The 26634-nt window shown below is 60.6% G+C and carries 31 protein-coding genes; 14 read left to right on the top strand and 17 right to left on the bottom strand.

Going from position 1 to position 26634, the window contains the following annotated elements; translation table 11 throughout:
- Positions 1–64: 64 nt before the first annotated feature.
- Positions 65–1084 carry a Glu/Leu/Phe/Val dehydrogenase family protein gene (locus tag ACYZUM_RS01070; protein WP_108181712.1) on the bottom strand — a complete coding sequence of 340 codons (1020 nt, stop codon included), beginning with the start codon at positions 1082–1084 and terminating at the stop codon, positions 65–67.
- Between the two features lie 172 nt (positions 1085–1256).
- On the opposite strand from ACYZUM_RS01070, the gene ACYZUM_RS01065 reads away from it, so the two are divergent.
- The gene (locus tag ACYZUM_RS01065) at positions 1257–2060 is read left to right on the top strand and encodes a SirB1 family protein (protein ID WP_041073965.1); all 804 of its coding nucleotides are present in this window, start codon (positions 1257–1259) and stop codon (positions 2058–2060) included.
- Between the two features lie 51 nt (positions 2061–2111).
- Here the strand turns inward: ACYZUM_RS01065 and ACYZUM_RS01060 are convergent, their stop codons facing one another.
- The 4 genes from ACYZUM_RS01060 to hmgA all read right to left on the bottom strand — a co-directional run bounded on the left by ACYZUM_RS01060 (position 2112) and on the right by hmgA (position 6889).
- Entirely contained in the window at positions 2112–3482 is a 1371-nt protein-coding gene (locus tag ACYZUM_RS01060; protein ID WP_108181711.1) for an MFS transporter, read from the bottom strand.
- 146 nt (positions 3483–3628) lie between these two features.
- Positions 3629–4264, bottom strand: coding sequence for a maleylacetoacetate isomerase (gene maiA, locus ACYZUM_RS01055; RefSeq protein ID WP_108181710.1), 636 nt, complete (start codon positions 4262–4264; stop codon positions 3629–3631).
- Between the two features lie 12 nt (positions 4265–4276).
- On the bottom strand, positions 4277–5581 hold the full coding sequence (gene fahA / locus ACYZUM_RS01050; protein WP_108181709.1) for a fumarylacetoacetase: 1305 nt from the start codon (positions 5579–5581) through the stop codon (positions 4277–4279).
- A 3-nt stretch (positions 5582–5584) separates the two neighbouring features.
- Complete coding sequence (gene hmgA / locus ACYZUM_RS01045; RefSeq protein ID WP_108181708.1) at positions 5585–6889, bottom strand: homogentisate 1,2-dioxygenase; 1305 nt, start codon at positions 6887–6889, stop codon at positions 5585–5587.
- Positions 6890–7054: 165 nt separating this feature from the next.
- Between hmgA and ACYZUM_RS01040 the strand changes: the two genes are divergently transcribed.
- The gene (locus tag ACYZUM_RS01040; protein WP_047291777.1) at positions 7055–7849 is read left to right on the top strand and encodes an IclR family transcriptional regulator; all 795 of its coding nucleotides are present in this window, start codon (positions 7055–7057) and stop codon (positions 7847–7849) included.
- A 355-nt stretch (positions 7850–8204) separates the two neighbouring features.
- On the opposite strand, the gene ACYZUM_RS01035 is transcribed toward ACYZUM_RS01040, so the two are convergent.
- The 5 genes from ACYZUM_RS01035 to ACYZUM_RS01015 form a co-directional block, all read right to left on the bottom strand.
- On the bottom strand, positions 8205–9116 hold the full coding sequence (locus tag ACYZUM_RS01035; RefSeq protein WP_108181707.1) for an SDR family oxidoreductase: 912 nt from the start codon (positions 9114–9116) through the stop codon (positions 8205–8207).
- Between the two features lie 200 nt (positions 9117–9316).
- Complete coding sequence (locus ACYZUM_RS01030; protein WP_108181706.1) at positions 9317–10219, bottom strand: alpha/beta fold hydrolase; 903 nt, start codon at positions 10217–10219, stop codon at positions 9317–9319.
- Entirely contained in the window at positions 10219–11001 is a 783-nt protein-coding gene (locus ACYZUM_RS01025) for a class II aldolase/adducin family protein (RefSeq protein ID WP_108181705.1), read from the bottom strand. The genes ACYZUM_RS01030 and ACYZUM_RS01025 overlap by 1 nt, the downstream gene beginning before the upstream one ends.
- A gap of 131 nt (positions 11002–11132) precedes the next feature.
- Positions 11133–11819, bottom strand: a complete 687-nt coding sequence (locus tag ACYZUM_RS01020) for an LrgB family protein (RefSeq protein WP_108181704.1) — start codon at positions 11817–11819, stop codon at positions 11133–11135.
- Positions 11809–12195 (bottom strand): CidA/LrgA family protein, encoded by a 387-nt coding sequence (locus ACYZUM_RS01015; protein WP_041073952.1) that lies wholly within the window; start codon positions 12193–12195, stop codon positions 11809–11811. Before ACYZUM_RS01015 ends, ACYZUM_RS01020 begins: the two co-directional genes overlap by 11 nt.
- A 94-nt stretch (positions 12196–12289) precedes the next feature.
- Between ACYZUM_RS01015 and ACYZUM_RS01010 the strand changes: the two genes are divergently transcribed.
- Positions 12290–13177, top strand: coding sequence for a LysR family transcriptional regulator (locus tag ACYZUM_RS01010; RefSeq protein WP_108181703.1), 888 nt, complete (start codon positions 12290–12292; stop codon positions 13175–13177).
- On the opposite strand, the gene ACYZUM_RS01005 is transcribed toward ACYZUM_RS01010, so the two are convergent.
- Positions 13167–13622: a flavodoxin gene (locus ACYZUM_RS01005; RefSeq protein WP_041073948.1), complete on the bottom strand. Its 456-nt coding sequence runs from the start codon at positions 13620–13622 to the stop codon at positions 13167–13169. The two genes, ACYZUM_RS01010 and ACYZUM_RS01005, sit on opposite strands and share 11 nt — an antisense overlap.
- A 152-nt stretch (positions 13623–13774) precedes the next feature.
- Between ACYZUM_RS01005 and ACYZUM_RS01000 the strand changes: the two genes are divergently transcribed.
- Both ACYZUM_RS01000 and ACYZUM_RS00995 read left to right on the top strand, forming a co-directional pair.
- Positions 13775–14251, top strand: coding sequence for a PAS domain-containing protein (locus tag ACYZUM_RS01000; RefSeq protein WP_108181702.1), 477 nt, complete (start codon positions 13775–13777; stop codon positions 14249–14251).
- Positions 14252–14306: 55 nt separating this feature from the next.
- On the top strand, positions 14307–14912 hold the full coding sequence (locus ACYZUM_RS00995) for a hypothetical protein (protein ID WP_025109427.1): 606 nt from the start codon (positions 14307–14309) through the stop codon (positions 14910–14912).
- 3 nt (positions 14913–14915) lie between these two features.
- On the opposite strand, the gene ACYZUM_RS00990 is transcribed toward ACYZUM_RS00995, so the two are convergent.
- On the bottom strand, positions 14916–15875 hold the full coding sequence (locus tag ACYZUM_RS00990; RefSeq protein WP_142579860.1) for a MerR family transcriptional regulator: 960 nt from the start codon (positions 15873–15875) through the stop codon (positions 14916–14918).
- Positions 15876–16085: 210 nt separating this feature from the next.
- On the opposite strand from ACYZUM_RS00990, the gene ACYZUM_RS00985 reads away from it, so the two are divergent.
- The 6 genes from ACYZUM_RS00985 (at position 16086) to ACYZUM_RS00960 (ending at position 19145) form a co-directional block, all read left to right on the top strand.
- Positions 16086–16655 (top strand): putative antibiotic biosynthesis monooxygenase, encoded by a 570-nt coding sequence (locus ACYZUM_RS00985; protein ID WP_108181700.1) that lies wholly within the window; start codon positions 16086–16088, stop codon positions 16653–16655.
- A 129-nt stretch (positions 16656–16784) separates the two neighbouring features.
- Positions 16785–17495 (top strand): dihydromonapterin reductase, encoded by a 711-nt coding sequence (gene folM / locus ACYZUM_RS00980; RefSeq protein ID WP_108181699.1) that lies wholly within the window; start codon positions 16785–16787, stop codon positions 17493–17495.
- Positions 17496–17516: 21 nt separating this feature from the next.
- The gene (gene folE / locus ACYZUM_RS00975; RefSeq protein ID WP_108181698.1) at positions 17517–18077 is read left to right on the top strand and encodes a GTP cyclohydrolase I FolE; all 561 of its coding nucleotides are present in this window, start codon (positions 17517–17519) and stop codon (positions 18075–18077) included.
- Positions 18078–18449 carry a dihydroneopterin triphosphate 2'-epimerase gene (folX, locus tag ACYZUM_RS00970; RefSeq protein ID WP_041073935.1) on the top strand — a complete coding sequence of 124 codons (372 nt, stop codon included), beginning with the start codon at positions 18078–18080 and terminating at the stop codon, positions 18447–18449.
- A gap of 68 nt (positions 18450–18517) precedes the next feature.
- Positions 18518–18814, top strand: coding sequence for a DUF1244 domain-containing protein (locus ACYZUM_RS00965; protein WP_007968038.1), 297 nt, complete (start codon positions 18518–18520; stop codon positions 18812–18814).
- The gene (locus tag ACYZUM_RS00960) at positions 18807–19145 is read left to right on the top strand and encodes a HopJ type III effector protein (protein WP_108181697.1); all 339 of its coding nucleotides are present in this window, start codon (positions 18807–18809) and stop codon (positions 19143–19145) included. The genes ACYZUM_RS00965 and ACYZUM_RS00960 overlap by 8 nt, the downstream gene beginning before the upstream one ends.
- A gap of 126 nt (positions 19146–19271) precedes the next feature.
- Here the strand turns inward: ACYZUM_RS00960 and trxB are convergent, their stop codons facing one another.
- A complete protein-coding gene (gene trxB, locus ACYZUM_RS00955; protein ID WP_003221727.1) occupies positions 19272–20234 on the bottom strand; it encodes a thioredoxin-disulfide reductase in 963 nt (320 codons plus the stop codon).
- Positions 20235–20545: 311 nt separating this feature from the next.
- Between trxB and cysZ the strand changes: the two genes are divergently transcribed.
- Both cysZ and ACYZUM_RS00945 read left to right on the top strand, forming a co-directional pair.
- Positions 20546–21298, top strand: coding sequence for a sulfate transporter CysZ (gene cysZ, locus ACYZUM_RS00950; protein ID WP_108181696.1), 753 nt, complete (start codon positions 20546–20548; stop codon positions 21296–21298).
- A 54-nt stretch (positions 21299–21352) separates the two neighbouring features.
- Entirely contained in the window at positions 21353–22552 is a 1200-nt protein-coding gene (locus ACYZUM_RS00945; RefSeq protein WP_108181695.1) for a glycosyltransferase family 4 protein, read from the top strand.
- 135 nt (positions 22553–22687) lie between these two features.
- On the opposite strand, the gene ACYZUM_RS00940 is transcribed toward ACYZUM_RS00945, so the two are convergent.
- From ACYZUM_RS00940 to ACYZUM_RS00925, 4 genes are all read right to left on the bottom strand, one after another.
- Entirely contained in the window at positions 22688–23791 is a 1104-nt protein-coding gene (locus tag ACYZUM_RS00940; RefSeq protein WP_041073927.1) for an NADH:flavin oxidoreductase, read from the bottom strand.
- A 177-nt stretch (positions 23792–23968) separates the two neighbouring features.
- Complete coding sequence (locus tag ACYZUM_RS00935) at positions 23969–24940, bottom strand: IS110 family RNA-guided transposase (protein WP_473061225.1); 972 nt, start codon at positions 24938–24940, stop codon at positions 23969–23971.
- A 276-nt stretch (positions 24941–25216) separates the two neighbouring features.
- The gene (locus ACYZUM_RS00930; protein ID WP_108181693.1) at positions 25217–25699 is read right to left on the bottom strand and encodes a glutathione peroxidase; all 483 of its coding nucleotides are present in this window, start codon (positions 25697–25699) and stop codon (positions 25217–25219) included.
- Between the two features lie 122 nt (positions 25700–25821).
- Positions 25822–26307 carry an FKBP-type peptidyl-prolyl cis-trans isomerase gene (locus ACYZUM_RS00925; RefSeq protein ID WP_007968032.1) on the bottom strand — a complete coding sequence of 162 codons (486 nt, stop codon included), beginning with the start codon at positions 26305–26307 and terminating at the stop codon, positions 25822–25824.
- Here ACYZUM_RS00925 and ACYZUM_RS00920 point away from each other — a divergent pair.
- Complete coding sequence (locus tag ACYZUM_RS00920; RefSeq protein ID WP_041073923.1) at positions 26276–26602, top strand: DUF3565 domain-containing protein; 327 nt, start codon at positions 26276–26278, stop codon at positions 26600–26602. The two genes, ACYZUM_RS00925 and ACYZUM_RS00920, sit on opposite strands and share 32 nt — an antisense overlap.
- Positions 26603–26634 lie beyond the last annotated feature (32 nt).

Below are 26634 nucleotides of genomic sequence, written 5' to 3'. Positions count from 1 at the left end.
CAGCTCCTACAGGGAATACGCATTCCATATGTAGGAGCTGGCGCAGGCTGCGATCTTTTGCTTTTCAGCGATACAGGACTTTCTCCGCCAACTCATCCGCCACCCGCGCCGGCGAGCGTTTCTCGGCCTGCGCATGGGCAAACACTTCGGTCAGTCGCGAGGAAATCTTCGACAGATGCGCAGTGATCGTCCCCAGCTCTTCACCGCGATGCTTGAGCGAAACATAAATCAACCCGCCCGCGTTGATCACGTAATCCGGCGCATACAGAATCCCCCGACGCTCCAGTTGATCGGCCACGTCCAGATGCGTCAGTTGATTGTTCGCCGAACCCGCCACCGCCGAGCAACGCAGTTGCGTCACTGTGTGACTGTTGAGTACCCCGCCGAGGCCACACGGCGCAAGGATGTCGCACGGTGTGCTGAGCAACGCATCGTTGGCGATCGGATGCGCGTTGAGTTGCTCCATCGCCAGTTGCACCTTGCCGTGATCGATGTCGCTGACCAGCAATTCGGCGCCCGCCGCATGCAGTTGTTCCGCCAGTGCATAACCCACATTCCCCAGCCCCTGAATCGCTATGCGCAATCCTTCGAGATTGTCGCTGCCCAGCCGCGCCATGGCGGTGGCGCGAATTCCGGTAAACACCCCCATCGCCGCGTGCGGTGCCGGGTCACCGGCCGAGGTGGTGCTGGTGACATGCCGGGTCTGCTGGGCGATGCAATCCATGTCCGCCACCGACGTGCCACTGTCGATGGCGGTGATGTAGCGACCGTCGAGCTGCTTGATGCAGCGCCCGAAAGCCTCGAACAGCGCACCGCGGTTTTCCACATGCGCCGGGCGTACGATCACTGCCACCCCGCCACCCTGGGCCAGTCCGGCCAGCGCCGCTTTGTAGCTCATGCCCTGCGCGAGGCGAATGGCGTCCTCGACTGCGGATTCGTCGTTGGGATAGGCAAGATAACGGCAACCGCCCAGGGCAGGCCCGAGGCGACTGTTATGAATGGCAATGACCGCCTTCAACCCGGTGACCGGGTCAACGCTGAGGTGCAGCGATTCCAGGCGAGTGCTTTGCATGAGAGCGAACATCGGCAGGCTCCCGAATCACTTCTGGTAGTCGCCAGTATAGGCTTGCGCCCAAAAATTGCTGAAGCGCACCGGAATAAGCGTCGGCGCCGACGGCGACTTTGCGGCATAACCCGGCCGGTACTGGACGAATGGCACGGACGGGGCTAAAACGAGGCATGCCCCGGAGATTTCGATGAGTCCGCGCCAACGTTTTTTCGAGTGTCTGCACCGTTCACCGCCCGCACTGTTCGAAGCGGCGTTGTGGATGGCTGCCGAGCACGAAAAAGGCCTGGATGTCGAAGCACTGCAACAGGACTTCAAGGAGCTGCAACAGCGCGTCAGCTACGGCTTGCCGATGCTGCCAGTCAGCGAACTGGCGCAACCGTTGCTGCGGCGGATGAATGATCTGGGCTTTTCTCAGGACGATTTTCTGCCGCTGCGCCCACAGGTCGCGTTGTTGCACAAGGTGTTGCAGACCCGTCGCGGCCAGCCACTGAGCCTGTCCCTGATAGCCCTGGAACTGGCACGCAGTCTGGAGATTCCGCTGGTCGGCGTGAACTTTCCCGGGCATTTCCTGCTGCGGGTGCCCGGCGCTGATCACTTGCTGGATCCCTGCGGCGGTCGGCGGCTTTACCCGAATGATTGTCGCGAGTTGTTGCAGCGTCAGTACGGCGCGCACATGAAACTCAATGCCGAGCATCTATTGGTCGCCACCCCGATCCAAATGCTGCAGCGCCTGTCACGCAACCTGCGCCAGTTGCATCTGGCGCACGAGGATTACATCGCTGCGTTGATCGATGCCGAACGCGTGCTGGAACTGGGCGGTGCCAGCGCTGCCGATTATCTGGCCCGCGCCAGCCTGTATCAGCGCCTCGACTGCCCCAACGCCGAACGCTTCGATCTGGAACATGCGCTGCTGCTCAGTGACGATCCGATCCAGCGCCTGCGCCTGACCGAACGGCTCGGGCACCTGCCTCCGAATTCCGTGGTCCACTAATCCCTGTGTGGGAGCGAGCCTGCTCGCGAAGCAGGCGCCTCGGTTTATCCTTTAGACCGCGTTATCGTTCTTCGCGAGCAGGCTCGCCCCTACATTGGATTGCGGGATTTCTGAGGGCGAACGCACCTGGATGATCAGCAGTGCCGCAATAACCGCCGGAATCGCGCAGAAGAAAAATATCTGCGCCACCGGAATGTGCATCGCCAGCAGCAGGCTGCCAAACAGCGGCCCGAGGATCGAACCGAAGCGCCCTACCCCCAACGCCCAGCCAGTGCCCGTGGCGCGCACCTGCGCCGGATAGAAGTTACTGGCGAAGGCGTTCAACGTCAGTTGCCCACCAATGATGCAAAACCCGGCAGCAAACACGCAGGCCACCAGATAGCGCGGATTGTCGTGATTCAGGCCCAGCAGAACCGTGCACACAGCCGCCCCGGCCAATACCGCGCAGAGCAGGCGCACCTTGCGCTTGAGCCGGTCGGCGAACCACGCCATGCACACCGCGCCCAAGGTGCCGGCGAACAGGAACATCGAGGTCACCAGATTAGCTTCATTGAGTTGCAGACCGCTTTCCAGCAACAGCGTCGGCAGCCAGCTGATCATGAAATACAGCAGAATCAGGCTGACAAAAAACGTCGCCCAGATCAGCAGGGTCGGTCGTGCATAACCGTTGCGGAACAGCTCGACCACGGTCAGTTTGCTGCCCTGCTCGCGCTCGTTCTGCTCGACCGAGGCAGCCGGTGGCTGCCAGTCCGGCAGCATTCGCGCGGTGACTTGGCGCAAGCGCGCATAAGGCGGTGCGTCACGCAGCAGACGCGGCAGCGATTCCGGAAGCATCCACCACAGGAACGGGAACAGCAGCAACGGCGTGACACCACCGGCGAGGAACACCGCTTGCCAGCCAAAGCGATCAATGAAGCCCGCCGCAACGAAACCACCCGCCGCACCGCCAAACGAAAACCCACAAGCGGCCAGCGTGACCATCAAGGTGCGCAGGCGCGGCGGCGAATACTCCGACATCAGGGCCATGGCACTGGGCATCGCCCCGCCCATGCCGATGCCGCAGATAAAGCGCGCGATCATCAGGGTATTCAGGGAATCGGCGAACACCATCAGCACCGTGAGGGTGGCGTAGATCAGCACGCACGCCAGCAGAATCCGCCGCACGCCGAAGCGGTCGGCCAGCGGCGTCACCGCGAGCGAACCAAGGGTCAGGCCCAACAGGTTGGCACTGAAAACCGGCCCGAAGGCGGCTTTCTCCAGGCCCCAGTCCTGCGCCAGGGCCGGCACCACGTAACCGAGCACCTGGGCGTCATAGCCGTCGGTGACCAGCAACAAGGCGAGCAGGATCAAGAGCAACCACTGATAGCGGGACACAGGACGGGCGTCGAGTGCCGCGCGGAAGCTGGCAATCTGGTTGTGCATCGCAAGGTACCTGTTTTGTTTTTATGATTGTTTAGGGGCAACACGAACCCCATGTGGGAGCGAGCCTGCTCGCGAAAGCGGTGTGCCAGCTAAAAGAATGTCTGCTGATACGACCTCTTCGCGAGCGGGCTCGCGCCCACAGGGTCTTACGGTGTATCGGGCTGGTTCGCCGGATGCGCCTTGATGAACGCCGGATGCTCAGCCGCCAACGCGGCTACGCGACAAATCCGTGGATAAGCCTCCCGCGAAACACCGAAGCGCTCCGCCGCGTACAACTGTGGAATCAGATAGACATCCGCCACACACGGCCACTCGCCAAAGCAGAAACCGCTGTCACCGATCAATTGCTCGACGGTCGCCAGCCCCTGACTGATCCAGTGCGCAATCCACTCCACCACCTGCGGCTCTTCGTGGCCCAGCTGGCGCAGACGATTGAGCACGCTGACGTTGTGCAGCGGATGCACGTCGCAGCCAATCACCGCCGCGACGCCACGCACATGGGCGCGGGCGGCGAGGTCTTCCGGCAGCAGCGGCTGCTGTGGATAACGCTCTTCCAGGTACTCGATGATCGCCGGCGACTGAATCAGCAACTCGCCGTCATCAGTACGCAAAACCGGCACCCGGCCCTGCGGATTGATCGCCAGATAGGCAGCCTGCCGATGCTCGCCCCCGGACGGCGCAATCAGATTGACCGGTAGCGCGTTGTAGTCGAGCCCCTTCAGCGCCAGAGCGATACGCACCCGGTACGACGAGGTGGAACGGTAATAGGTGTAGAGATCCATGAGCCGCTCCTGTCAGCGCGCCGCCAGCACTGTGCCGCGGCATTCGCCGAAGCCGATCGAGGCAAAACCGTCTCGGGCGCAACGCGCGCGCAGAATGATTTCGTCGCCGTCTTCGAGGAATTTGCGAACTTCGCCGGAGGCCAGTTCGATCGGCTTTTTACCGCCCTCGGTGATTTCCAGCAGGCTGCCGAACTGACCGTTTTCCGGACCTGACAAGGTGCCCGAACCGAACAGGTCGCCGGCCTGCAACTGGCAACCGTTGACGCTGTGGTGCGCGACCATTTGTGCGACGGTCCAGTACATGTAACGCGTGTTGCTCAGGGTCAGGCGATGGGCGGGCAGATTCTGCTCGCGCATGGCTTCGGTGAGCAGCAGCACTTCCAGTTCGATGTCAAAGGCACCGGCCTCCTGATCGCGCTTGTCGAACAGGTAAGGCAGCGGCTGCGGATCACCTTCAGGGCGCGCCGGTTGTGCCGTGCGGAACGGCTCCAGCGCTTCGGCCGTCACCACCCATGGTGAGACGCTGGTGATAAAACTCTTGGACAGGAACGGGCCCAGCGGCTGGTATTCCCAGGCCTGGATATCGCGGGCCGACCAGTCGTTGAGCAGGCAGAAACCGGCGATGTGCTCGGCGGCGTCACCAATCGCAATCGGCTCGCCCATGTCGTTGCCCTGACCGATCCAGATGCCCAGCTCCAGCTCGTAGTCCAGTCGGGCGCAAGGGCCGAAGGTCGGCTCGCTGGCACCGGCCGGCAGGGTCTGGCCTTTCGGGCGGCGCACGTCGGTACCGGAGGCGCGCACGGTGGAGGCGCGACCGTGATAACCGATCGGCACGTGCTTGTAGTTCGGCAACAACGGGTTGTCCGGGCGGAACAGTTTGCCGACGTTTTGCGCGTGTTCGATGCCGACGTAAAAGTCGGTGTAATCGCTGATGCGTGCCGGCAGGTGCATCTGGCAATCGGCAGCCAAGGGCAGCAGTTTTGCGCCTTGGGCTTCGATGGCGCCGCGATGGCTGCTGCCCTCGCTGAACAGTTCCAGCAAGCGCGTACGCAAGGCGACACGGGCTTCGCGACCGAGGTCGAAGAAGGCGTTCAACAGGCCGCCGTGCATGGCCTCGACCGCACTGCGCGCGGCGCCGTCAAACAGACCGGCTTCAAGCGCCACTTGCAGATCGAAAATGTGCTCGCCAATCGCCACGCCCGCGCGCGGCGCCGAGCCGTTGATGCTGAATACGCCCAGCGGCAGGTTCTGCAACGGGAAATCCGCGTGGCCGTTGGCCGAAGCAACCCAGCTGCGGGTGATGGAAGTCTGAGTCATGGGTTATCTCCGGGTCGGGTCGAACGTGGCGGGCAGCGTGGCCCAGCAGGCGTCGTAATTGGATTGCAGTTGCGGGCAGTCGAGGGCGAAGCGGCTTGGACGCAGCACCTGACTGGTCTCGAACATGAAGGCCATGGTGTTGTCGATCTTCGCCGGCTTGAGCTCGGCGTTGATTGCTTTGGTGCAGGTTTCGCCGTCCGGGCCGTGGGCGCTCATGCAGCTGTGCAGGGATGCACCGCCGGGCACGAAGCCTTCAGCCTTGGCGTCGTATTCGCCGTGGATCAGGCCCATGAATTCGTTCATCAGGTTGCGGTGGAACCACGGTGGACGGAAGGTGTTCTCGGCGACCATCCAGCGTGGCGGGAAGATCACGAAGTCGAGGTTGGCCATGCCATGCACGCTGGTCGGCGAGGTCAGCACGGTGAAAATCGACGGATCAGGATGATCGAAACTCACGGTGCCAATGGTGTTGAAACGGCGCAGATCGTATTTGTACGGCACGTTGTTGCCGTGCCAGGCGACCACATTCAGCGGCGAATGATCGAGTTGGGTGCCCCACAACTGGCCGAGGAATTTCTGCACCAGCGTCGTCGGCTGCTGCAGGTTTTCGTAGGCAGCGACCGGCGCGAGGAAGTCCCGTGGATTGGCCAGACCGTTGCTGCCGATCGGCCCCAGGTCCGGCAGGCGCAGCGGCGCGCCGTGGTTCTCGGCAACGTAACCGCGTGCCTGCGGATCAAGCAGTTCGACGCGGAATTTCAGACCGCGTGGCAACACGGCGATTTCCAGCGGCGCGACTTCGAGCTCACCGAGTTCGGTGGCAATCCGCAGTCGCCCGAGTTGCGGCACCAGCAGCAGCTCGCCGTCGGCGTTGTAGAACACCCGCTCCATCGAGCGGTTGGCGCAATAGTTATAGATGCTGATGCCGGCAGGCTTCTCCGCCGCCGAGTTGGCGACCATGCCAACCAGGCCGTCGATGAAGTCGGTTGGCTCGGCGGGCATCTGCAGTGGATTCCAGCGCAGACGATTCGGGGTTACGTCACCCAGCGGGCCGCCGGCCAGTTGCCGCTCCAGTTTGACGAACGCCGGGTGATTGGCCGACGGTTGAATCCGGTACAGCCACGTACGCCGGGCTTCACTGCGGGTCATGGTGAACGCCGTGCCGGAGAGCAATTCGGTGTAGAGACCGTACGGGGCTTTTTGCGGGGAGTTCTGGCCGATGGGCAAGGCGCCGGGCAACGCTTCACTGCTGAATTCGTTGCCGAAACCGGACTGGTACGCCAGCGCCGACGCGTTTGAATCGAGGTTCATGGAGCCTCCTGAACAGGGAGTCGGCAGTGGCCCATCGCTCTGGCTCAGAGCTTTGCGCACGCCGGGGTTGTTATTATCGTAATTCGATTACGCATAACGTAATTTGCTCGCTATCCAGCGTCAAGCTATAAAGACGCCCATTCGTTTTCGGATCCCGGCCGCACCATGGAAAAAACCAGCGACAGCAACGGCAAACAGAAAGTCCGCTCCGCCGAGGTCGGCACCGACATCCTCAAGGCGTTGGCCGAGTTGTCGCCCTCTACCTCACTGTCGCGTCTGGCCGAACATGTGCAGATGCCGGCAAGCAAGGTGCACCGCTATCTCCAGGCACTGATCGCCAGTGGTTTCGCCGAGCAGAACGCTGCCACCAACCATTACGGACTCGGCCGTGAAGCGTTGCGCGTGGGCCTGGCAGCCCTGAACAGTATGGACGTGCTGAAAGTCGCCGCCCTGCCGCTGTCCGAGTTGCGCGACGAACTGAATGAAACCTGTTTTCTGGCGGTGTGGGGCAATCAGGGCGCGACCGTGGTGCACATCGAGCCGGCGGTGCGCGCGGTGACGGTGGTCACGCAATTGGGTTCGGTATTGCCGCTGCTCAGTTCATCCACTGGCCTGGTGTTCAGTGCCTATCTGCCGCATCGCGAAACCGATGAACTGCGCGTGCTGGAAACCGCCATCGCCGACCATCCGCTGGCCGATGAAAAAAACTACGTCAGCCTGTGTGAACAGATCCGCGAACGCGGTCTGCATCATGTGCACGGTTTGTTGATGCCGGGCGTGGATGCGTTGTCGGCGCCAGTGTTCAACGCCGTCGGGCAGATCGCAGCAGTACTGACGATTGTCGGCCCGACTTCATTGTTTCATGCGGATGAAAACGGTCCGGCCGCCCGGCGATTGCTGGCGGCGGCACGCGCCGTCAGTTGGCGCATGGGCTATCAGGCCGACGACCTGCGCCCTTGAAACAACAGCCACAATCCCTTCAGTGACCCAATAGCGTAGCCGGACACGACTGTTGCATGCCCCGTAACAGTGCATGTCCGGAATCGCTCTGTTTCCTTCGATCTCAAGTGCTTATTCTGAGCGGGCTTTCACGGCGCACGCCGCAAAGCAACCAGCCTTGGCTGCCGAGCAACTCGCGCCTGCGCTGACCGATTTCAGATGAATCGATGCTTCGATTGATCGCCCCGGTGTTCACTGACGTTGATTTGTAGCTCCTTGATCCAACGTCTTACCTTGGCCGCTGCGTTTGCAGCGGCCTTTTTTATGGGCGAGATTCATGCCGGTGGGACAGGTCGCTTGACGGTCATGGCAGATGTCAAAGCGAATACTTCTGCAGATTCGCCATCATTTCCTTCAGCGCTTCAATGTTGTCCTTGGGATGCGCCGCCCCTTCGAAATCGCAGATCTGCTGCCAATGCGCCGCGACGTCTTCCGGGGCGAAACCGCTGCGTGGATCGAATCCGGCGCCGAGGCTGCGCTCCCAGCGCACTTTGCCCATCCAGCCACCACCGACTTCAAACAGACCGGACGTTTCCTGGCACTGCTCACTGGCCAGGTACACCACCAGCGGGCTGACCAGTTCCGGTTTCAGCTGTTCGAACACTTGTGGCGGGATCAGCCCCTCGGTCATGCGCGTACCGCCAGTGGGCGCGATGGCGTTGACCAGAATGTTGTTCTTGCGCCCTTCGATGGCCAGGGTACGGGTCAATCCGTAGAGGCCGAGTTTGGCCATACCGTAGTTGGACTGACCGAAGTTGCCGTAGATGCCCGAAGTGGATGCCGTGAAGATCACCCGGCCGTAGTTCTGCTCGCGCAGGTGCGGCCAGGCGGCGCGGGTGACTTTGTAGGCGCCTTCGACGTGAACGCGATAGACCAGATCCCAGTCGGCGTCGTCCATCTTGTGAAAGGTCTTGTCGCGCAGGATCCCGGCGTTGTTCACCACCACGTCGACACGGCCAAAGGCGTCGAGGGCGTTCTGCACCAGTTTGTCGCCGTCGGTGACCGAGTCGTGGTTGGCCTCGGCAATGCCGCCGGCTTCGCGAATTTCCGCCACCACACGGTCGGCGGCGGAGGCATTGGCGCCCTCGCCCTGGGTCGAGCCGCCGAGGTCGTTGACCAGCACTCTGGCGCCGTGCCGGGCGAACAGCAAAGCATGCGCCCGGCCCAGGCCACCACCGGCTCCGGTGACGATCACGACTTTATCTTCGAAACGTACGGACTCATTCATCGCAGAATCTCCAGCAGGCCAGTATTGAGTCCGAGTGTCAGGCACAGGGCTTTGGGTCACAACAAATACGGCTGAGGCTGAATGGTGCGCGATAAGGGTGGGGGATGATGAGGGCGTCAAAAGATCAAAAGATCGCAGCCTGCGGCAGCTCCTGCATTAATTTGTGCAGGAGCTGCCGCAGGCTGCGATCTTTTGATCTCTCAGGAGCACGCGACCTTGCGCGGCGGCAACTCCAGGCGGTCACGAAACGCCAGATAATGTTTGAGCACCTGCACCGGCGCCTCGATCTGTGGATAGTGGCCGATGCCCGGCAACAACACCGTGTCGGCGTCGGCGATCAACTGGCGGTAACGCTCGACCATGTGCGCACCCGAGACCGGATCGACTTCGCCGTCGATCACTCGCAACGGGATGTCATCACGCTGCATGGCCGCCACCCAGCGGTCGCGTTGCGCCCGGCGCTCGGGGATGTAGCCAATCAGTTTGTGCAGGATGCGCGGACCGCGGTGGGTCTCGATCAGGCTCCAGAAATCATCCAGTTCGCTTTCGCTGGGGCCGGTCTGCGGGCCGAAAATCTGCCGAAAGCTTTTCACCAATGCATCACGGCTGAAGGCCCGGCCAATCATCCAGCCCAAGGGGCTGAGCAACAACTTTTGCATCAGCACCGGGCGATGGGTTTCCGGGAACAGCCCGCCGTTGAGGAACACGCAACTGGCGACGGCGAGCCGGTTTTCGTAATGCCGCGCGAGCAGTTCCTGGGCGACGCTGTCGCCGTAATCGTGAGCCAGAATATGCAGAGGTTGCTCGACCTGCAGATGGGCCAGCAGCGCCTGTTGCAAATCAGCCTGTTCCAGCAAGCTGTAGCTGTGATGCAACGGTTTGGCCGAATCACCGAAACCGAGCATGTCACAGGCGATCACCCGATAACGCTGGGCCAGCGGCTGCCACAAGTAGTGCCAGTCCCAACTGGCCGTCGGAAAGCCATGGATCAGCAACAGCGGCTCACCCTGCCCCGCCGTCCAATAACGGATCGACTGGCCGCGAAAGACAAATGTCCGGCTGCGTTTGCGCCAGACACACAGAGGAATCTCGGCAAGAGGCATCAGAGTTTATATCCGGGGTCTTGTTTATCGAGTTTGCGCAGCAACGCCGGCCAGGCCAGCGCGCCGCCCATGCCTTGAGCGCTTTTGGTCACGCCGGCGATCATCGCCTTGGCGCCCGCCAGAATTTGCGGTTCGATGGCGATCAATTCAGTACCGCCAGTCTGCGCCATGACCTGAATGTCGCAGGCACGCTGGAAGGTGAACATCATCAGAAAGGTGTCGGCGATGGTGCCGCCACAGGTCAGCAGACCGTGGTTGTGCAGCATCAGGAAATTGTTCTCGCCCAGGTCGGCCTGCAAGCGCGCTTTCTCTTCGTGATTCAGCGCCACGCCTTCGTAGGCGTGATAGGCCAGGCTCGACAGCACGAACAGCGACTGCTGGCTGATCGGCAACACGCCCTGCTTCTGCGCTGAAACGGCCACGCCGGACGCAGTGTGCGTGTGCAGTACACACACCACGTCGTGCCGCACTTCGTGCACGGCGCTGTGGATGGTGTAACCGGCGGGATTGATTTCGTAGGGACTGTCCATCAGCTTGTTGCCGGCCTGGTCGACTTTGACCAGGCTGGACGCGGTGATCTCATGAAACATCAACCCGAACGGATTGATCAGGAAGTCTTCGGTGCCCGGGACCTTGGCGGAAATGTGGGTGAAGATCAGGTCGTCCCAGCCATGCAGGGCGACCAGTCGATAACAGGCGGCGAGATCGACCCGGGTCTGCCACTCCGCAGCACTGACCTGGTCTTTGACATTAACGGGCGACTGGACGGGGGCTACGCTCACTGTATGCACCTCTGCGTTCTTATTGTTTTGCACGTGTCAGCAGTCTAGTCAGCTCCCGGGGCTCACGTAGTTGCATTGCCAGCCAGCTTGATGACTGAGCGGGTCAGCCATGCAAACAGCTTGGATCCATGTCAAAGCAACGACGCCAACAAAGGCGCAGCGAACAGATTGAGCAGTCCTGTCAGCACCATCACCAGCCCGGCCACCGAGCCTTCTTCACCGCCCACTTCATGCGCCCGACTGACGCCGGCACCGTGCGCGCCAACCCCAAACAACGCACCGCGCGCCAAGGCACTGCGCAGCGGCAGCCACTTGAGCAGCACGCCGCCGAGCATCGCACCGAACACGCCGGTGAACATCACGAACACGGCCGTCAGTTCCGGTACGCCACCCAGATTCTGCGCCAGCGGCATGGCGAACGGCGTGGTGATCGAACGCGGCACCAGCGACATCGTGACTGAGGTATCCAGCGCCAGCGCCCTGGCCAGACCAAACGAGGTAGCGATCGATGCCGCGCTGCCGGCGAGCATGCCCAGCAACAGCGCTGACCAGTGCCGCACCAGCAGACGTCGCTGCTGCCAGATCGGCACCGCGAAAGCGACGGTCACCGGCCCGAGCACCAGCATCAGCCAATGGGTGTTGCTTGAGTATTCGGCATAGGCCGTGTGCAACGGTATGGCGAGCGCCAGCAGCAGCGCCGGCACCAGAATCAGCGGCGACAGCAGATAGCGCCCGGTACGCCGGTAAATCCAGCGACTGAACAGGTACGCCAACAGGGTGAAAGCGAGCCAGAACATCGGCATCCATTCAAGCTTCATGGGACCGCCTCAGACGCACAGCCAACTCCACGGTAAAGGCCGTCACCAGCATCACCATCAGGGTGCTGGCGCCAATCACCAGCAAAATCCGCCAACCGTCATCACGCAGCAGTGCGCCGTAGTCGAGCAGACTCATCAGTGCCGGAATAAAGAACAGCAGCATCTCGGCCATCAGCAATCCGGCACCCAATTGCAGCGCCGCCGGTTTGACCCAGCCAAACGCGAACGCCAGCAGCAACAGGGCCATGCCGATGACGCCGCCGGGAATTGGCCAGGCCAGCCACGCGGCGATCTGACAGCCGAGCAGATAGAGACCGAGCAACACGGCCAGTTCTGCTATCAGACGGGAAACATACGTGAGGGATGCAGCGTTCATGATGGGCTCCTTACAGGGGGCTATTTTACGAAGCGGCCTGCCATACCAGAAGCGAATTGTTAGACTCATGGCTATTCCAAAACGGAATCGGACCATGGAATTCAAACAGCTGCGCAGTTTTGTCGAAGTCATGCGTCAAGGCGGCTTTACCCAGGCGGCGAAAACCCTGCACGTCAGTCAGTCGGCGGTGAGCAAACAAGTCGCGCAACTGGAGCAGAGTCTCGGCACGCCATTGCTCGAACGGCTCGGCTCCCAGTTGCACCTGACCGCTGCGGGCAGCGTGGTGCTGTCACACGCCGAGGGCATGCTGCGCTTGCGTCAGGAGTTGCTCAGCGAACTGGATGATCTGAGCCAACTGGCGCGCGGCGAATTGCGCCTCGGTCTGCCGTTGCTGGGCAGCGATGCGCTGTTCGCCGGGTTGTTCGCCGAGTATCGACGGCGCTATCCGAACATCAGCATTCAATTGCTTGAGGGCGGCAGCCGTAACGTCGAGCAGGCGGTGCTCAGCGGTGAACTGGAGTTGGGTGGCAGCTTGCTGCCCAAGGATCCGCAGTTCGATTTTCAGCCGTTCTGCGATGAGAAGCTCGACGCGTTGCTGCCGGTGGATCATCCGCTGGCGGCGCGCGGTGAAATTGCTCTGGAGGAGTTGGCCGAGACACCGTTCCTGCTGTATCAGCGCAGCTTCGTGCTCAATGACCGGTTATTGCAGGCGTGCCAGCAACTGGGCTTTACCCCGAAAGAAGGCGGGCGCAGTGGCCAGGCGGATTTTCTCGTGGCGCTGGTGGCGGCCGGGCAAGGCGTGGTGCTGTTGCCGAGCGTGGTCGCCCGGGCACTGGAGCGTCCGGGCGTGGTGCGCCTGACCTTGCGCGCGCCAGATTATCTGCGTTGGGATATCGCGTTCATCTGGCGTCGCGGCGCCTATCTGTCGAAAGCCGCGCAGGCCTGGCTGGCCCTGCTGCGCGAGCGCGCGATCAGCCCTTGAGCGTGGCGATCAATTGCGCCAGCCAAGGCTCGGCATCGGTTTCCGGGGTCACGCTTTCGCTGGCGTCCAGACGCAGCATCTCTTGTACTTCGCGCAGGCCCAGCTCGGCGAACAACTCACGCATCAGCTCGCCGCCACCGCAGAACGTATCGCCGTAACTGGCATCGCCCAAACCGATCACCGCGCCGGGCAAGCCGCGCCAGGCCATTGGCAATTGATCGCGAAGGCTGAAATACAGCGGCTGCAGGTTATCCGGCAATTCGCCCATGCCGGTGGTCGAGGTCACCGCGAGAATCGCTTCAGGGCCGAACGCCTGTATATCCGCCAGGCTGGCGCGCGAGTTGTAGAAGGTTTCAAAACCGGCGTCTTTCAGCAGGTTCTGCGCGTGACGGGCGACTTCTTCGGCCGCGCCGTAAACCGAGCCGGAGAGGATGGCGACTTTCATCAATCTGATCCTGAAGCTGAAAAAAAGAGCGGCGATAGTAGCAGTCCGACGTAAAAGCCGCGATCCAGGCCCGAATAGCCGTGATGGCCAGTAGACAGACTGGCTGGAACTTCTAGAATGCCAGCCAATATCGACACTGAAAGGATTCATTGATGATCAACGCCAATCTGCTGCAAATGGTGATCAACGCTTCGAACGACGGGATCGTGGTTGCAGAAAAGGAAGGCGAACAGGACAACATCCTGATTTACGTAAACCCGGCCTTCGAGCGCCTGACCGGTTACACCAGCGAAGAAATTCTCTACCAGGATTGCCGTTTTCTGCAGTCCGGCGACCGCGATCAGGCCAATCTGACGCGGATTCGTGACACCTTGCGCAATGGCGGGGCGTGCCGGGAAATCCTGCGTAACTACCGCAAGGACGGCACGCCATTCTGGAACGAACTGTCGCTGTCGACAGTGAAAAACGACAAGGACGGCCAGACTTATTTCGTCGGCGTGCAGAAGGACGTCACGGTTCAGGTCAAGGCGCAGCAACGCGTCGCGCAACTGGAAGCACAGGTTGCCGCCTTGCAAGCCGAACTCTCTGCCCTGAAAGCGACGAACGGCGCAAACAAAACTGCGAACTAAGTGTCAGTAACTACAATCACCAATGACTTTGTAACTAATTCTTTCGAGCCAGGCCATGCAACGCGACGCCCTCCTGACCCAGGATGAGCTGGATTTCATCCAGACCATGCAGCACAACCCGCAACTCAATGTGCGGGATGCGACGTCGAGCCTGTTGGTCAATGGTGGCTCGCAGATCCGTGACCTGCTCACGCGCCTGGCGGCTCATGAGCAAGTGACCATCCAGGCCAACTTCGAAAATCAGCAGATGACCTTCCCGTTGCACCTGGTGGAAGACGAATTTCACGCGTTGCACCTGCGTCTGGGCGTACCAAGCATTTACGAAGACGGGCCGATGGTTCGCCCATGGCGTCTGACCCTCGAAGAGCCGGTCGCGCTGGAAAATGCCAAGGGCCAACCGGGGATGATGTGGGTGCACGAGGTGTCGCACAAAGGCGTGCTGCTGGAAATGCGCAACAAGACCAAACCGCCCAAGCATTTCGCCCTGTGGTTCAGCCCTTCAGGGTATGAGCGGATCTCCCTGCGCGGCAATTTCGAGCGCGAAACCGAGCACGGCTTCTACGCCTACGAGCTGAGCCAGACCGATGCCGATGAAACCGAACGCCTGCGCCAGTTCATCCTGCAACAACACCGTCTGACCCACCCCGCCCTGCACACCTGATATTCAGGTATCCAGCGTCCCCGCGAGAAACTGCGTCATGCGTTGACGCATCGTCGCCCCTTCATTGCCCAGACAGCCGATCGACGATCCCGCCAGGCTGTCCTGTGCCAGATCGGCGGTATCGCCGGCCAGCATCACCTGACAATCCAGACTTAACGCCAGACGGTTCAACCGTCGCGGCAAATCGGCTGTCGGGGCGTGATTGGAAAACAGCACCAGCGCCTGCGGCTTGATCCGCTCGCACACCAGCGCCAACTCATCGAATGGCTGACCGGTGGTGAGCACCCGCACTCCGGCGTCATTGCCACTCAGAAACAACGCGGCAACCAGCAATTCGAGTTCACGACACTGACCGGCGAGCGCACTGACAATCACTTTGCGCGGTTGCGCGCCGCGCAGCGCGACAATCCGCTGCAGGACTCGCGCCCGCAGGAACCCGTCGAAAAACAACCATTCGCTGGTCTGGCCGAAGGCATCCTGACGCTGCAGCATCTGCAGCCACAACGGCATGAGAATGTCCTGGAACACCACTGACAACGAATATGAAGAGAAAATCTGGTTGTAGACCTGATCCAGCGCGCGGTCATCGAATGCGCTGACTGCAACCTGCACCTGTTGTTGCCACTGCGCGTAATCAGCCTGCACCAGATCATCAGGAATGATATGCGCCAGCACTTTCAGCGGCTCGGTCTTGGCGAGGATCTTGCCGACCTTGCTCACCGCCACGCCGCGGTCGATCCAGTCGACGATGCTGCGCACGCGCTCGATTTCGGTCATCGAATACAGCCGATGCCCGCTTTCGGTGCGAGTCGGCTGAATCAAACCGTAGCGACGCTCCCATGCACGCAGCGTTACCGGGTTGACGCCGGTCAGGCGCGACACCTCACGAATAGGGAACAACTCTTCGCGCTCAAGTGCGACAGAGGCCTGCGAAGCAGGGTCAGCGTCCGTGATAACAGCCATTGTGCAGGTGCATCCACTCGGTAGATTTGGATCCCATTCTACCTCCGATGCCCTCTATCGGTTCAACCCATGAATAGAGACGAAAGTCTCTGAAACTGTCATTAAAATCAGGAATAATCCTTGCTTGTCAAAAAGCGCAGGCTCCTACCCCCGCCTGCGTATTGCGAAACTCCTACCCGGAGCGACGCACTCGGAATACGGAGATACATAATGTCTACTTCCCCCGTCACGCTGATGGTTGCGCGTCGCGTCGCCGACGGCCGCTATCAGGACCTGATTGCCTGGCTACGCGAAGGCGAACAACTGGCCACTGACTTTCCCGGTTATCTGGGCTCCGGCGTGCTCGCTCCGCCACCCGGTGACAACGAATTCCAGATCATTTTCCGCTTTGTCAACGAACAGACCCTGCATGCCTGGGAGCACTCGGTCTCGCGTACCGCGTGGCTCGCGCGAGGCAGCGATCTGTTCGCGCATCCCAAAGAACATCGGGTCAGTGGTATCGAAGGCTGGTTCGGCGCGGCCGGTCAGCGGCCACCGCGCTGGAAACAGGCCGTGGCCATCTGGCTGGCGTTCTTTCCGGTGTCGCTGCTGTTCAACTTTGTTCTCGGGCCGTTGCTCGGCGACATGAGCCTGCTGCCGCGGGTGTTGATCAGCACGGCGTGCCTGACGCCGTTGATGGTGTATTTCTTTATTCCGCTGTCGACGCGGTTGCTGTCCAACTGGTTGAACGCTGTGCCGGCGCGACCTTTGCCTGCAACACCCTCTACGCAGAATCGCTAAAGATCGCAGCCTCGTTGCACTCGTCAGCTCCTACAGATGAAGGCGCCCCTGTAGGAGCTGCCGAAGGCTGCGATCTTTTCGACAGCGTCGCTGTTATAGTTTTTGCTCCAGCCGCGACGCGAGCCGTTCATGACCATTTCCTCCGCCCCGATTCTCATCACCGGTGCCGGCCAGCGTGTCGGTCTGCACTGCGCGCAGCGTTTGCTTGAAGACGGCCATCAGGTCATTTTCACCTACCGCAGCGAACGTCCCGGCGTGCAAGCGCTGCGGGATCTGGGCGCGATCGGAGTGTTCGCCGACTTCTCCAGCGAAGCCGCCATTCTCGCCTTCATCGATGAACTGAAAGCCCATACCGACCGCCTGCGCGCCATCGTCCACAACGCCTCCGAATGGCTGGCGGAAACCCCGGGCAACGAAGCCGAAGCCTTCGAACGCATGCTCAACGTGCACCTGCTCGCGCCGTACCTGATCAACCTGCACTGCGCCGACCTGCTCAAGCGCTCGACACCGGCCGACATCATCCACATCAGTGACGACGTCACGCGCAAGGGCAGCAGCAAACACATCGGCTATTGCGCCAGCAAGGCCGGGCTCGACAGCCTGACCCTGTCCTTCGCCGCGCGCTATGCGCCGGCAATCAAGGTCAACGGCATCGCGCCAGCCCTGCTATTGTTCAATCCCGACGACGACGCGGCGTACCGCGCCAAGGCGCTGGCCAAATCCGCGCTGGGCATCGAACCCGGCAGCGAAGTGATCTACCAGAGCCTGCGCTATCTGCTCGACAACCCCTATGTCACCGGCACGACCCTGACCGTCAACGGCGGACGGCACGTCAAATAAGCTGCTGCGCGAGGATCTCCCATGAGCCGTACCCTGCCCGAGAATTACCGCGAGATCCTCATCGGCCTCGGCGAAGACCCCGACCGCGAAGGTCTGCTCGACACTCCGCAGCGCGCGGCCAAGGCCATGCAATACCTGTGTCACGGCTACGAACAGCGTGTGGAGGAGATCGTCAACGGCGCGCTGTTTGCTTCCGACAGCGACGAGATGATTATCGTCGCCGACATCGAGCTCTACTCGTTGTGCGAACATCACCTGCTGCCCTTCATCGGCAAGGCCCATGTGGCATATATTCCGACCGGCAAGGTGCTGGGACTGTCGAAGATTGCGCGGCTGGTGGACATGTTCGCCCGGCGCCTGCAGATTCAGGAAAACCTTACCCGGCAGATTGCCGAAGCGGTGCAACAGGTCACCGATGCCGCTGGCGTCGCGGTGGTCATCGAGGCCCGGCACATGTGCATGATGATGCGCGGTGTCGAGAAACAGAATTCGACCATGAACACCTCGGTCATGCTCGGCGCCTTTCGCGACTCGAGCAACACCCGCCAGGAGTTCCTGCAATTGATTGGACGGAGCAAGTAAATGTCACAACTTCAACCGGGAATGGCGCGCATCCGGGTCAAGGATCTGCGCTTGCGCACCTTTATCGGGATCAATGAGGACGAGATCCTCAACAAACAGGATGTGCTGATCAACCTGACCATCCAGTACGCCGCGCAGGAAGCGGTGCGCGACAACGACATCGATCACGCGCTCAACTACCGCACCATCACCAAGGCGATCATCGCCCACGTCGAGGGCAATCGCTTTGCGCTGCTCGAACGCCTGACCCAGGAGCTGCTGGATCTGGTGATGAGCAATACCGCCGTGCTTTACGCCGAAGTCGAAGTCGACAAGCCGCATGCCCTGCGATTTGCCGAGTCGGTGTCGATCACCCTCGCGGCAAGCCGCTGAGCGCGTCTGGCGCATTGCTCGCCAGACTTTTATCATCCGCGCCACGAATAGACTGCACAGAGCCCATCATGACCGAGCAACAACGCCTCGAACTCGAAGCCGCCGCCTTCCGCCGGCTGGTCGCCCATCTGGACAGCCGCAAGGACGTGCAGAACATCGACCTGATGAACCTTGCCGGGTTCTGCCGCAACTGCCTGTCCAAATGGTACAAGGCCGCCGCCGATGACCGTCAGATCGAGGTCAGCCTCGATGACGCCCGCGAAGTGGTTTACGGCATGCCGTACGCCGAGTGGAAAGCCCAATACCAGCAAGAGGCCAGCGCCGAACAACAGGCGGCGTTCGCCAAAGGAAAACCCAATGAGTGATCTGAACACCCTGCGCGCCAGCCTCAACAGCGGCGAACACGCTTTCGCCGATACCCTGGCGTTCATCGCTGCCGGTTATGACTACCAGCCGCAAGCGTTCAACAATGGTGGCGTGGAAAACGCTGCCGGGCAGAACGAAGGTTCGTGCAAGACCCTGGGTCTGGCACTGCTGGAAGGCTTGAGCGATGAAGAAGCGCTGCTGGCATTCGGCGAGCATTACCGCTCGGTGCTGGCGACGCCTGAAGGCAGTGACCACGGCAATATCCGTGCGCTGATCAAGCACGGGCTGGCCGGTGTGAAGTTCGAAGCACAGCCGCTGACACGTCGCTGATTCAAGATCAAAAGATCGCAGCCTGCGGCAGCTCCTACACTGATCCCTGTAGGAGCTGCCGCAGGCTGCGATCTTTTGACTCTCATAAAAAAACCGGCCGAAGCCGGTTTTTTTGTGCCTGCGGTCTTAGAACGAAGCGTTCTGCAGACCGTCCAGGTAACGCTCGGTGTCCAGTGCCGCCATGCAGCCGGCGCCGGCCGAGGTGATGGCCTGACGGTAAACGTGGTCAGCGACGTCACCGGCAGCGAAGATACCTTCAACGCTGGTAGCAGTGGCGTTGCCGTCACGGCCGCCCTGCACCACCAGGTAACCGTCCTTGAGGGTCAACTGGCCTTCGAAGAGCGAAGTGTTCGGAGTGTGGCCGATCGCGATAAACACGCCGTCGACCTTGATTTCGTCGAAGCTGCCGTCGTTGTTTTTCAGGCGCGCACCGGTCACACCCATGTTGTCGCCCAGCACTTCGTCGAGGTTGGCGTTCAACTTGAGGATGATCTTGCCTTCGGCCACACGGGCGTTGAGCTTGTCGATCAGGATCTTCTCGGCGCGGAAGGTTTCGCGACGGTGGATCAGGGTCACGGTGCTGGCGATGTTCGCCAGGTACAGTGCTTCTTCAACAGCGGTGTTGCCGCCGCCGACCACAGCCACTGGCTTGTTGCGGTAGAAGAAACCGTCGCAGGTCGCGCAGGCCGACACGCCTTTGCCCATGAACGCCTCTTCCGACGGCAGGCCCAGGTAACGCGCGCTGGCACCGGTAGCGATGATCAGCGCGTCGCAGGTGTAGGTCGCGCTGTCACCGGTCAGGGTGTACGGCTTGGCGGCGAAGTCCACGGCGTTGATGTGGTCGAAAACGATCTCGGTTTCAAACCGCTCGGCGTGCTCGCGCATGCGCTCCATCAGCGCCGGACCAGTCAGGCCGTGCACGTCGCCCGGCCAGTTGTCGACTTCAGTGGTGGTGGTCAGCTGACCGCCAGCCTGCATGCCGGTGATCAGCAGTGGCTTGAGGTTGGCACGGGCGGCGTAGACCGCAGCGCTGTAACCGGCAGGGCCGGAACCGAGAATAATCACTCGCGAATGACGGACTTCAGACATGACCTGCTCCTGTTGACCGGGCCGAAACACTGGCGCGGAACGCCGGACTGCCGGCGGGAATAAAAAAGGACTGTGGATAACCTTGGGGAAGGCATGAGCTCGACAGTCCTGTAAAAAGTTGGGTGCAGCGTATCGAGGGGGGCAAGATTAAGGAAATACGGATTAACAATCCAGCTCATAGGTGGTCTCTATGCGCAGACTCCGACCGGATCGACGTCTTTGTTACAGTGAATGTCGATCGCTCTGCCGCGCTTTCGCACCTGTTGCAAAGTCGGTAAGGTCGGCGCGTTTTCCCTTGCTCGGAGCCCCTTATGCCCGCCCCCGTTCTGTCCGGCCCGCAATACCTGCGCGAAGGCCTCAAACTGGTTCTCAGCCCGGGCCTGCGCCTGTTCGTGCTGCTGCCGCTGGCGATCAACCTGGTGCTGTTCGTCGGATTGATCTATCTGGCCGGCCATCAGTTCAGCCTGTGGGTCGACAGCCTGATGCCGTCGCTGCCCGACTGGCTGAGTTTCCTCAGCTACATCCTGTGGCCGCTGTTCGTGGTGCTGGTGGCGTTGATGGTGTTCTTCACCTTCACCATGCTGGCCAACGTGATCGCGGCGCCGTTCAACGGTTTCCTCGCGGAAAAAGTTGAAGTGGTGGTGCGCGGCACTGATGATTTCCCGGCCTTCAGTTGGGGCGAACTGATCGCGATGATCCCGCGCACCCTCGCCCGGGAAATGCGCAAACTCGGCTACTTCCTGCCGCGGGCAATTGGCCTGTTCATTCTCTCGTTCATTCCGGTGGTCAATATCGTCGCCGCACCGCTGTGGCTGCTGTTCGGCGTGTGGATGATGGCGATCCAGTACATCGACTACCCCGCGGACAACCACAAACTGGGCTGGAACGAAATGCTCGCCTGGCTGCGCCAGAAGCGCTGGCAGAGCATGAGTTTTGGCGGAATCGTCTACCTGGCGCTGCTGATTCCGGTGGTCAACATCCTGATGATGCCGGCCGCCGTTGCCGGCGCGACCTTGTTCTGGGTACGTGAGCGCGGCGCGGAGAACCTTGTCGCACAGCGCTGAGCCGCTCACAGACCGCCAGTCACAAATCCATCATCCGAACGTCACAGGCACGACATGGCCTCAGCCGACACTGAGGTCATGACGACAGCTCTGCATATCACTCTGATCAGCGAAACCTTCCCACCGGAAATCAACGGGGTGGCCAATACCCTTGGTCGCTTGTGCGATGGCTTGCGCGCGCGCGGGCATCGAGTGGAACTGGTGCGACCGCGACAAGCGGGCGATCCGCAGCGTGTCGAGGACGATGCCTTGCTGTTGTGCCGGGGCTGGCCGTTGCCGGGTTATCCGGGGTTGCAATGGGGTCAGTCGTCGATGCACAAGCTGCTGCGGCGCTGGCAGCGTCATCGTCCGGACGTGCTGTACATCGCCACAGAAGGTCCGCTCGGCTTGTCAGCCTTGCGGGCGGCGCGACGCCTGGGGATCTCGGTGGTCAGCGGTTTTCATACCAATTTCCAGCAGTACACCCATCAGTACGGGCTGGGTTTGCTGACGCGCTTGCTGACGCATTATCTGCGCTGGTTCCACAATCGCTCGTCGATGACCCTGGTGCCGAGCGTCAGTCAGCGTCTGGAACTGGAGCGCCGGCATTTCGACCGCCTCGCCCTGCTCTCCCGAGGCGTGGACAGCCAGTTGTTCCACCCGGCCAGGCGCCTGAACGGGTTGCGTGAGCAATGGGGCCTGAGCGAGCAGGACATCGCAGTGATTCACGTAGGACGTCTGGCCACGGAGAAGAACCTGGGCCTGCTCAAGCGCTGCTTCGATAAACTCCGCAGCACTTATCCACAGCGCACCCTGAAGCTGATTGTGGTCGGCGACGGACCGCAACGGCTTGCGTTGGAAAAAGAGCTGCCTGAGGCGATTTTCTGTGGTTCACAGCGCGGCGAAGCGCTGGCGGCGCACTATGCCTCGGGGGATATTTTTCTGTTCCCGAGCATGACCGAAACCTTCGGCAATGTGGTGCTCGAAGCACTGGCTTCAGGCCTGGGGGTGGTGGCGTACGATCAGGCAGCGGCAGCGCAGCATATTCGCCACGGCTACAACGGTGTGCTGGCGATGCCGGGTGATGAAGAGGCGTTTTGCGATGCGGCGGCTTGGCTGCTGGAAGAAGATGAGCGGTTGCGCTGCGTGCGCCTGAATGCGCGTCAGCATGCCAGTCGCCAGGGGTGGGCGGCGATCATCGAGCAATTTGAAAAGCATTTGCGTGGGGCGTGTCTGCGGGAGCAGGTGTTGCCGAATGCGCAGACATTGCCTTAGATCTTTGCTGATTTTGAAGCCGCCATCGCTGGCAAGCCAGCTCCCACAAGGGGCTGCGGTGAACACAATTTTTGTGAACACCCGCAATACCTGTGGGAGCTGGCTTGCCAGCGATAGCATCAGTTTGAGCGCCGCTTAAACCAGCGTCATCAACGCCTCACGGCTGAACGGCAGAATGTCCTGCTCACGCCCTTCACGGACTTTCAGTGCCCAGTCCGGATCCACCAGCAGCGCACGGCCCACCGCCACCAAGTCGAACTCGTCGTTGTTCAGACGCTCCAGCAGTTTTTCCAGACTGGCCGGTTGCGCGACCTTGTCGGTGTTGACCATGAACTGCAGGAACTCGCCGTCCAGGCCGACGCTGCCAACGGTAATGGTCGGCTTGCCGGTCAGCTTGCGTGTCCAGCCCGCCAGATTCAGTTCGGAGCCTTCGAATTCAGGTTCCCAGAAACGCCGCGTCGAGCAGTGGAAAATGTCCACGCCAGCGTCTGCCAACGGCTTGAGGAACTCGCCCAGCGCCTCGGGCGTTTGTACCAGACGCGCGGTGTAATCCTGCTGCTTCCACTGCGAAAATCGGAAGATGATCGGGAAGCCTTCGCCGACGGCGGCGCGCACCGCTTGAATCAATTCGATGGCGAAACGCGAGCGGTTGGCGAGGCTGCCGCCGTATTCGTCGCTGCGCTGATTGCTGCCTTCCCAGAAGAACTGGTCGATCAGGTAACCGTGGGCACCGTGGATTTCCACGCCGTCCATGCCGATGCTTTTGGCATCTTTGGCGGCCTGGGCGAATGCGGCGATTACGTCTTGAATGTCCTGTTTGGTCATGCCGTGCACCACGACCTGACCGTCCTTGAGTTTTTCCGTCGGGCCGTAACCCGGCACGCTGGCGTCCGGCTCGGTGCCGATACGGCGCACGCTGCCGACATGCCACAGTTGCGGAACAATCTTGCCGCCCTCGGCGTGCACCGCGTCGACCACTTTTTTCCAGCCGGCCAGTGGCGCTTCACCGAAGAACTGCGGCACGTTCGGGTAACCGTTGGAGGCCTTGTGACCGACCGTGGTGCCTTCGGTGATGATCAGACCGACACCGGCCGCAGCGCGGCGACGGTAGTACTCGATCACTTTGGAATTGGGTACGCCACCCGGGGAAAATGAGCGGGTCATTGGCGCCATGACCACGCGGGTCGGCAGTTCGAGGGCACCGAGATGGAACGGTTTGAACAGGGCTTGCACCGGCATTGGAAGGCTCCACAGGGAATGACTTTATGACGGCGATAATATGGAGAGTTGCAAGCCTTGAACAGCATTATTGATTTGAGTGATCAAGGATCAAAAGGGCCAAAGCAAAGATCGCAGCCTGCGGCAGCGCCTACAATTATTCGATAACTCGATGACGTGTAGATACCGTCTTGCCCCTCACCGGGCAAGTGCCAATTTCGGGTCAAATGGTTGGCCCGATTTGAGCACTCCGTAGACGAAGTGCAACAACTTGCGCATGGCTGCACAGATGATCTGTTTGGGGGCTTTGCCATTGGCCTTCAAGCGTTCCTTCATGGCGATGATCGCCTCGTTGTGCCTCAGCGCTACCAGGCCTGGCATGTACAGACCCGCCCGAACGCGAGCCGAGCCGACCCTCGAAATAATTGTTCTGCCTTTGAGTTTTCCTGACTCCTGCAGCTTAGGGTTCAACCCTGCAGCAGCGACCAGTTTGCGAGGGTCGTCGTATTTGCGCAGGTCGCCCAGCTCGGCCAGCAGCCGCTCAAGGGTTTTCTGCCCGATACCGTCGATGGTCACGATCAAGTCGCGCATCTGGCGCATGTCCGGATCATCATCGATGTGTTTCTTGATCGCTTTGTGCGTTTCAGCGATCTCTTTTTCGATGTGGCGCAGAACGGAGTTGATCGAGTCTTTGACCTTTTCGTCGGACACATCCAGACGATTGAGCTCCATCTGCTCCATTTCCTGAAGATCATCCAATCGACGCACCATCGCCTTCAGTTGGCGGTATTTCAGTGGCTCCGGAGCCCAAAGCTGAAGCTTTTCAGCCTTTTCCCGAGCAAAATCAGCGAGCAGTTTGGCGTCGCTTTTATCGGTTTTGATCCGGCGCAATTCGCTGTCGGCGTAAGCATGGGTCGTGGCCGGATTGACGACACAGACCCGGTAACCCTTGTTGTAGATGAACTCGGCAAGTTCCAGGTGATAGACGCTGGTGGCTTCCATCACGATCAAGGCTGTAGGCTCGACCTGCTTGTTCAACCAAGCTTCAAACTCTTTGAAACCCTTCGCGTCATTAGGCAGCTTGGCCTTGGTTTTGTGCTTACCGTTTGGCAAGTGCGTGGCGATATCAAAGGTGTTTTTAGCGATATCGACACCGACGAAACTGGACATGAGTGTCTCTCCATTGATCTGTTTTCGATCATCACTGCACTCTGTCCAACCTTGCGAATGCGAGCTCTCGCCAGAGACGGGCCCAAGATACCGTTCGAACTATATGAGTGAGTGTGGAGGGCTGGAGCACGATCTACATCACAGGCAAAAAGCCTAAGGAGCTGCACGGCTTCCAAGTCCCTCCCTCGATGATCAGTCGAGAACTATCGCTCCTGACGGAGCGATAGTCGAGATACAAGGAGCTGCCGCAGGCTGCGATCTTTTGATCTTGCTGGTTCAGCCCAGCGCTTTTTCAATCGCGTGAACGATGGTCGGATCATCCGGCGCCGTACGCGGCAAGAACCGCGCCAGCACCCGGCCGTCCTTGCCGAGCAGAAACTTCTCGAAGTTCCAGGTGATATCCCCGGGAAACTCCGCGCCCTCGCCCGCCAGCAAGCGGTACAGCTGGTGCCGCTCGTGACCGTTGACTTCAAGCTTGCTCGACAACGGGAACGTCACGCCATAGTTCAGGCTGCAGAATTCCTGGATTTCCTGCTCCGTGCCTGGTTCCTGGCCGGCAAACTGGTTGCACGGCAGGCCCAGCACACTGAAGCCTTTGCCCTTGAATTGCTGGTAGAGGTTTTCCAGTGCCGCGTACTGTGGGGTCAAGCCGCATTTGGAGGCGACGTTGACCACCAGCACGACTTGGCCCTTGAAAGGCGCCAACGGTAGCTCCTGACCATCCAGGGCTGTCAACTTAAGGTCGTGAAAAGCACTCATGACGGACTCCAGATTCCCGTGTTCTATTCGAAACAGCCACTTGGCGAGGCCACCAAGGACAGCCGCGGACTAAAAAGGCGCCCGCAGGCGCCTCTCCAGTACTCGAAGCTTAGCGCAGAAAATCAGTGGTGATGGCCACCTTCGCCATGGACGTGGCCATGAGCGACTTCTTCCTGGCTGGCGTCACGGATAGCAACGACCTTCACTTTGAAGTTCAGGCGCTGACCGGCCAGTGGGTGGTTACCGTCAACGGTGACGTCGTCGCCGTCCAGGTCACGGATGGTCACGATCTGCATCTGGCCGTCCGGCGCCGAAGCGTGGAACTGCATGCCGACTTCCAGCTCGTCAACGCCTTCGAACATGCTGCGGCTCAGGGTGCTGACCAGTTCGGCAGCGTATTCGCCGTAAGCGTCTTCCGGCTCAACGGAAACTTCCAGCTCGTCACCAACAGCCTTGCCTTCCAGCGCTTTTTCCAGGCCCGGGATGATGTTGCCTGCGCCTTGCAGGTAGACCAGCGGAGCGCCGCCGGCGGAGCTGTCGATGACCTCACCAGCGTCGTTGGTCAGGGTATAGTCGATGGAGACAGCCTTATTGGCGGCGATCAGCATGGGGCGAGACCTTTTGCATAAGAATATAGAAAGGCCAAGTTTAGCGAAGCAATCGCGCGAAAGCGAACACAACCCGGACAAACGGGTTTCGACGATCACCGGCTTCCATCAGGACGAGGACGGTCACTGGGTGGCCGAGCTTTCCTGTGGCCACACCCAGCACCTGCGTCATCAGCCGCCATGGCAATCGCGCGCCTGGGTCCTTGACCCGGCGCAACGTATTGAAAAAATAGGCCAAGCCTTTACCTGCGGTTGGTGCGCACAAGGCTCGGTTAGCGATAACCTTGGCGACTGAATTTCGGTAGGCGGTCACGTATAGATCGCCAC

This window comes from Pseudomonas sp. m6p (assembly GCF_055760375.1).
The sequence above is the reverse complement of the archived record's forward strand: the minus strand, read 5'-3'. Positions and strand labels throughout refer to the sequence as shown.

Excerpts from the sequence above, each read along its gene's own strand:
- ACYZUM_RS01070 (WP_108181712.1), bottom strand. The coding sequence starts at position 1,084 with ATGTTCGCTCTCATGCAAAGCACTCGCCTGGAATCGCTGCACCTCAGC.
- ACYZUM_RS01065 (WP_041073965.1), top strand. The coding sequence starts at position 1,257 with ATGAGTCCGCGCCAACGTTTTTTCGAGTGTCTGCACCGTTCACCGCCC.
- ACYZUM_RS01060 (WP_108181711.1), bottom strand. The coding sequence starts at position 3,482 with ATGCACAACCAGATTGCCAGCTTCCGCGCGGCACTCGACGCCCGTCCT.
- maiA (WP_108181710.1), bottom strand. The coding sequence starts at position 4,264 with ATGGATCTCTACACCTATTACCGTTCCACCTCGTCGTACCGGGTGCGT.
- fahA (WP_108181709.1), bottom strand. The coding sequence starts at position 5,581 with ATGACTCAGACTTCCATCACCCGCAGCTGGGTTGCTTCGGCCAACGGC.
- hmgA (WP_108181708.1), bottom strand. The coding sequence starts at position 6,889 with ATGAACCTCGATTCAAACGCGTCGGCGCTGGCGTACCAGTCCGGTTTC.
- ACYZUM_RS01040 (WP_047291777.1), top strand. The coding sequence starts at position 7,055 with ATGGAAAAAACCAGCGACAGCAACGGCAAACAGAAAGTCCGCTCCGCC.
- ACYZUM_RS01035 (WP_108181707.1), bottom strand. The coding sequence starts at position 9,116 with ATGAATGAGTCCGTACGTTTCGAAGATAAAGTCGTGATCGTCACCGGA.
- ACYZUM_RS01030 (WP_108181706.1), bottom strand. The coding sequence starts at position 10,219 with ATGCCTCTTGCCGAGATTCCTCTGTGTGTCTGGCGCAAACGCAGCCGG.
- ACYZUM_RS01020 (WP_108181704.1), bottom strand. The coding sequence starts at position 11,819 with ATGAAGCTTGAATGGATGCCGATGTTCTGGCTCGCTTTCACCCTGTTG.
- ACYZUM_RS01015 (WP_041073952.1), bottom strand. The coding sequence starts at position 12,195 with ATGAACGCTGCATCCCTCACGTATGTTTCCCGTCTGATAGCAGAACTG.
- ACYZUM_RS01010 (WP_108181703.1), top strand. The coding sequence starts at position 12,290 with ATGGAATTCAAACAGCTGCGCAGTTTTGTCGAAGTCATGCGTCAAGGC.
- ACYZUM_RS01005 (WP_041073948.1), bottom strand. The coding sequence starts at position 13,622 with ATGAAAGTCGCCATCCTCTCCGGCTCGGTTTACGGCGCGGCCGAAGAA.
- ACYZUM_RS01000 (WP_108181702.1), top strand. The coding sequence starts at position 13,775 with ATGATCAACGCCAATCTGCTGCAAATGGTGATCAACGCTTCGAACGAC.
- ACYZUM_RS00995 (WP_025109427.1), top strand. The coding sequence starts at position 14,307 with ATGCAACGCGACGCCCTCCTGACCCAGGATGAGCTGGATTTCATCCAG.
- ACYZUM_RS00990 (WP_142579860.1), bottom strand. The coding sequence starts at position 15,875 with ATGGCTGTTATCACGGACGCTGACCCTGCTTCGCAGGCCTCTGTCGCA.
- ACYZUM_RS00985 (WP_108181700.1), top strand. The coding sequence starts at position 16,086 with ATGTCTACTTCCCCCGTCACGCTGATGGTTGCGCGTCGCGTCGCCGAC.
- folM (WP_108181699.1), top strand. The coding sequence starts at position 16,785 with ATGACCATTTCCTCCGCCCCGATTCTCATCACCGGTGCCGGCCAGCGT.
- folE (WP_108181698.1), top strand. The coding sequence starts at position 17,517 with ATGAGCCGTACCCTGCCCGAGAATTACCGCGAGATCCTCATCGGCCTC.
- folX (WP_041073935.1), top strand. The coding sequence starts at position 18,078 with ATGTCACAACTTCAACCGGGAATGGCGCGCATCCGGGTCAAGGATCTG.
- ACYZUM_RS00965 (WP_007968038.1), top strand. The coding sequence starts at position 18,518 with ATGACCGAGCAACAACGCCTCGAACTCGAAGCCGCCGCCTTCCGCCGG.
- ACYZUM_RS00960 (WP_108181697.1), top strand. The coding sequence starts at position 18,807 with ATGAGTGATCTGAACACCCTGCGCGCCAGCCTCAACAGCGGCGAACAC.
- trxB (WP_003221727.1), bottom strand. The coding sequence starts at position 20,234 with ATGTCTGAAGTCCGTCATTCGCGAGTGATTATTCTCGGTTCCGGCCCT.
- cysZ (WP_108181696.1), top strand. The coding sequence starts at position 20,546 with ATGCCCGCCCCCGTTCTGTCCGGCCCGCAATACCTGCGCGAAGGCCTC.
- ACYZUM_RS00945 (WP_108181695.1), top strand. The coding sequence starts at position 21,353 with ATGGCCTCAGCCGACACTGAGGTCATGACGACAGCTCTGCATATCACT.
- ACYZUM_RS00940 (WP_041073927.1), bottom strand. The coding sequence starts at position 23,791 with ATGCCGGTGCAAGCCCTGTTCAAACCGTTCCATCTCGGTGCCCTCGAA.
- ACYZUM_RS00935 (WP_473061225.1), bottom strand. The coding sequence starts at position 24,940 with ATGTCCAGTTTCGTCGGTGTCGATATCGCTAAAAACACCTTTGATATC.
- ACYZUM_RS00930 (WP_108181693.1), bottom strand. The coding sequence starts at position 25,699 with ATGAGTGCTTTTCACGACCTTAAGTTGACAGCCCTGGATGGTCAGGAG.
- ACYZUM_RS00920 (WP_041073923.1), top strand. The coding sequence starts at position 26,276 with ATGGAGACAGCCTTATTGGCGGCGATCAGCATGGGGCGAGACCTTTTG.
- ACYZUM_RS00925 (WP_007968032.1), bottom strand. The coding sequence starts at position 26,307 with ATGCTGATCGCCGCCAATAAGGCTGTCTCCATCGACTATACCCTGACC.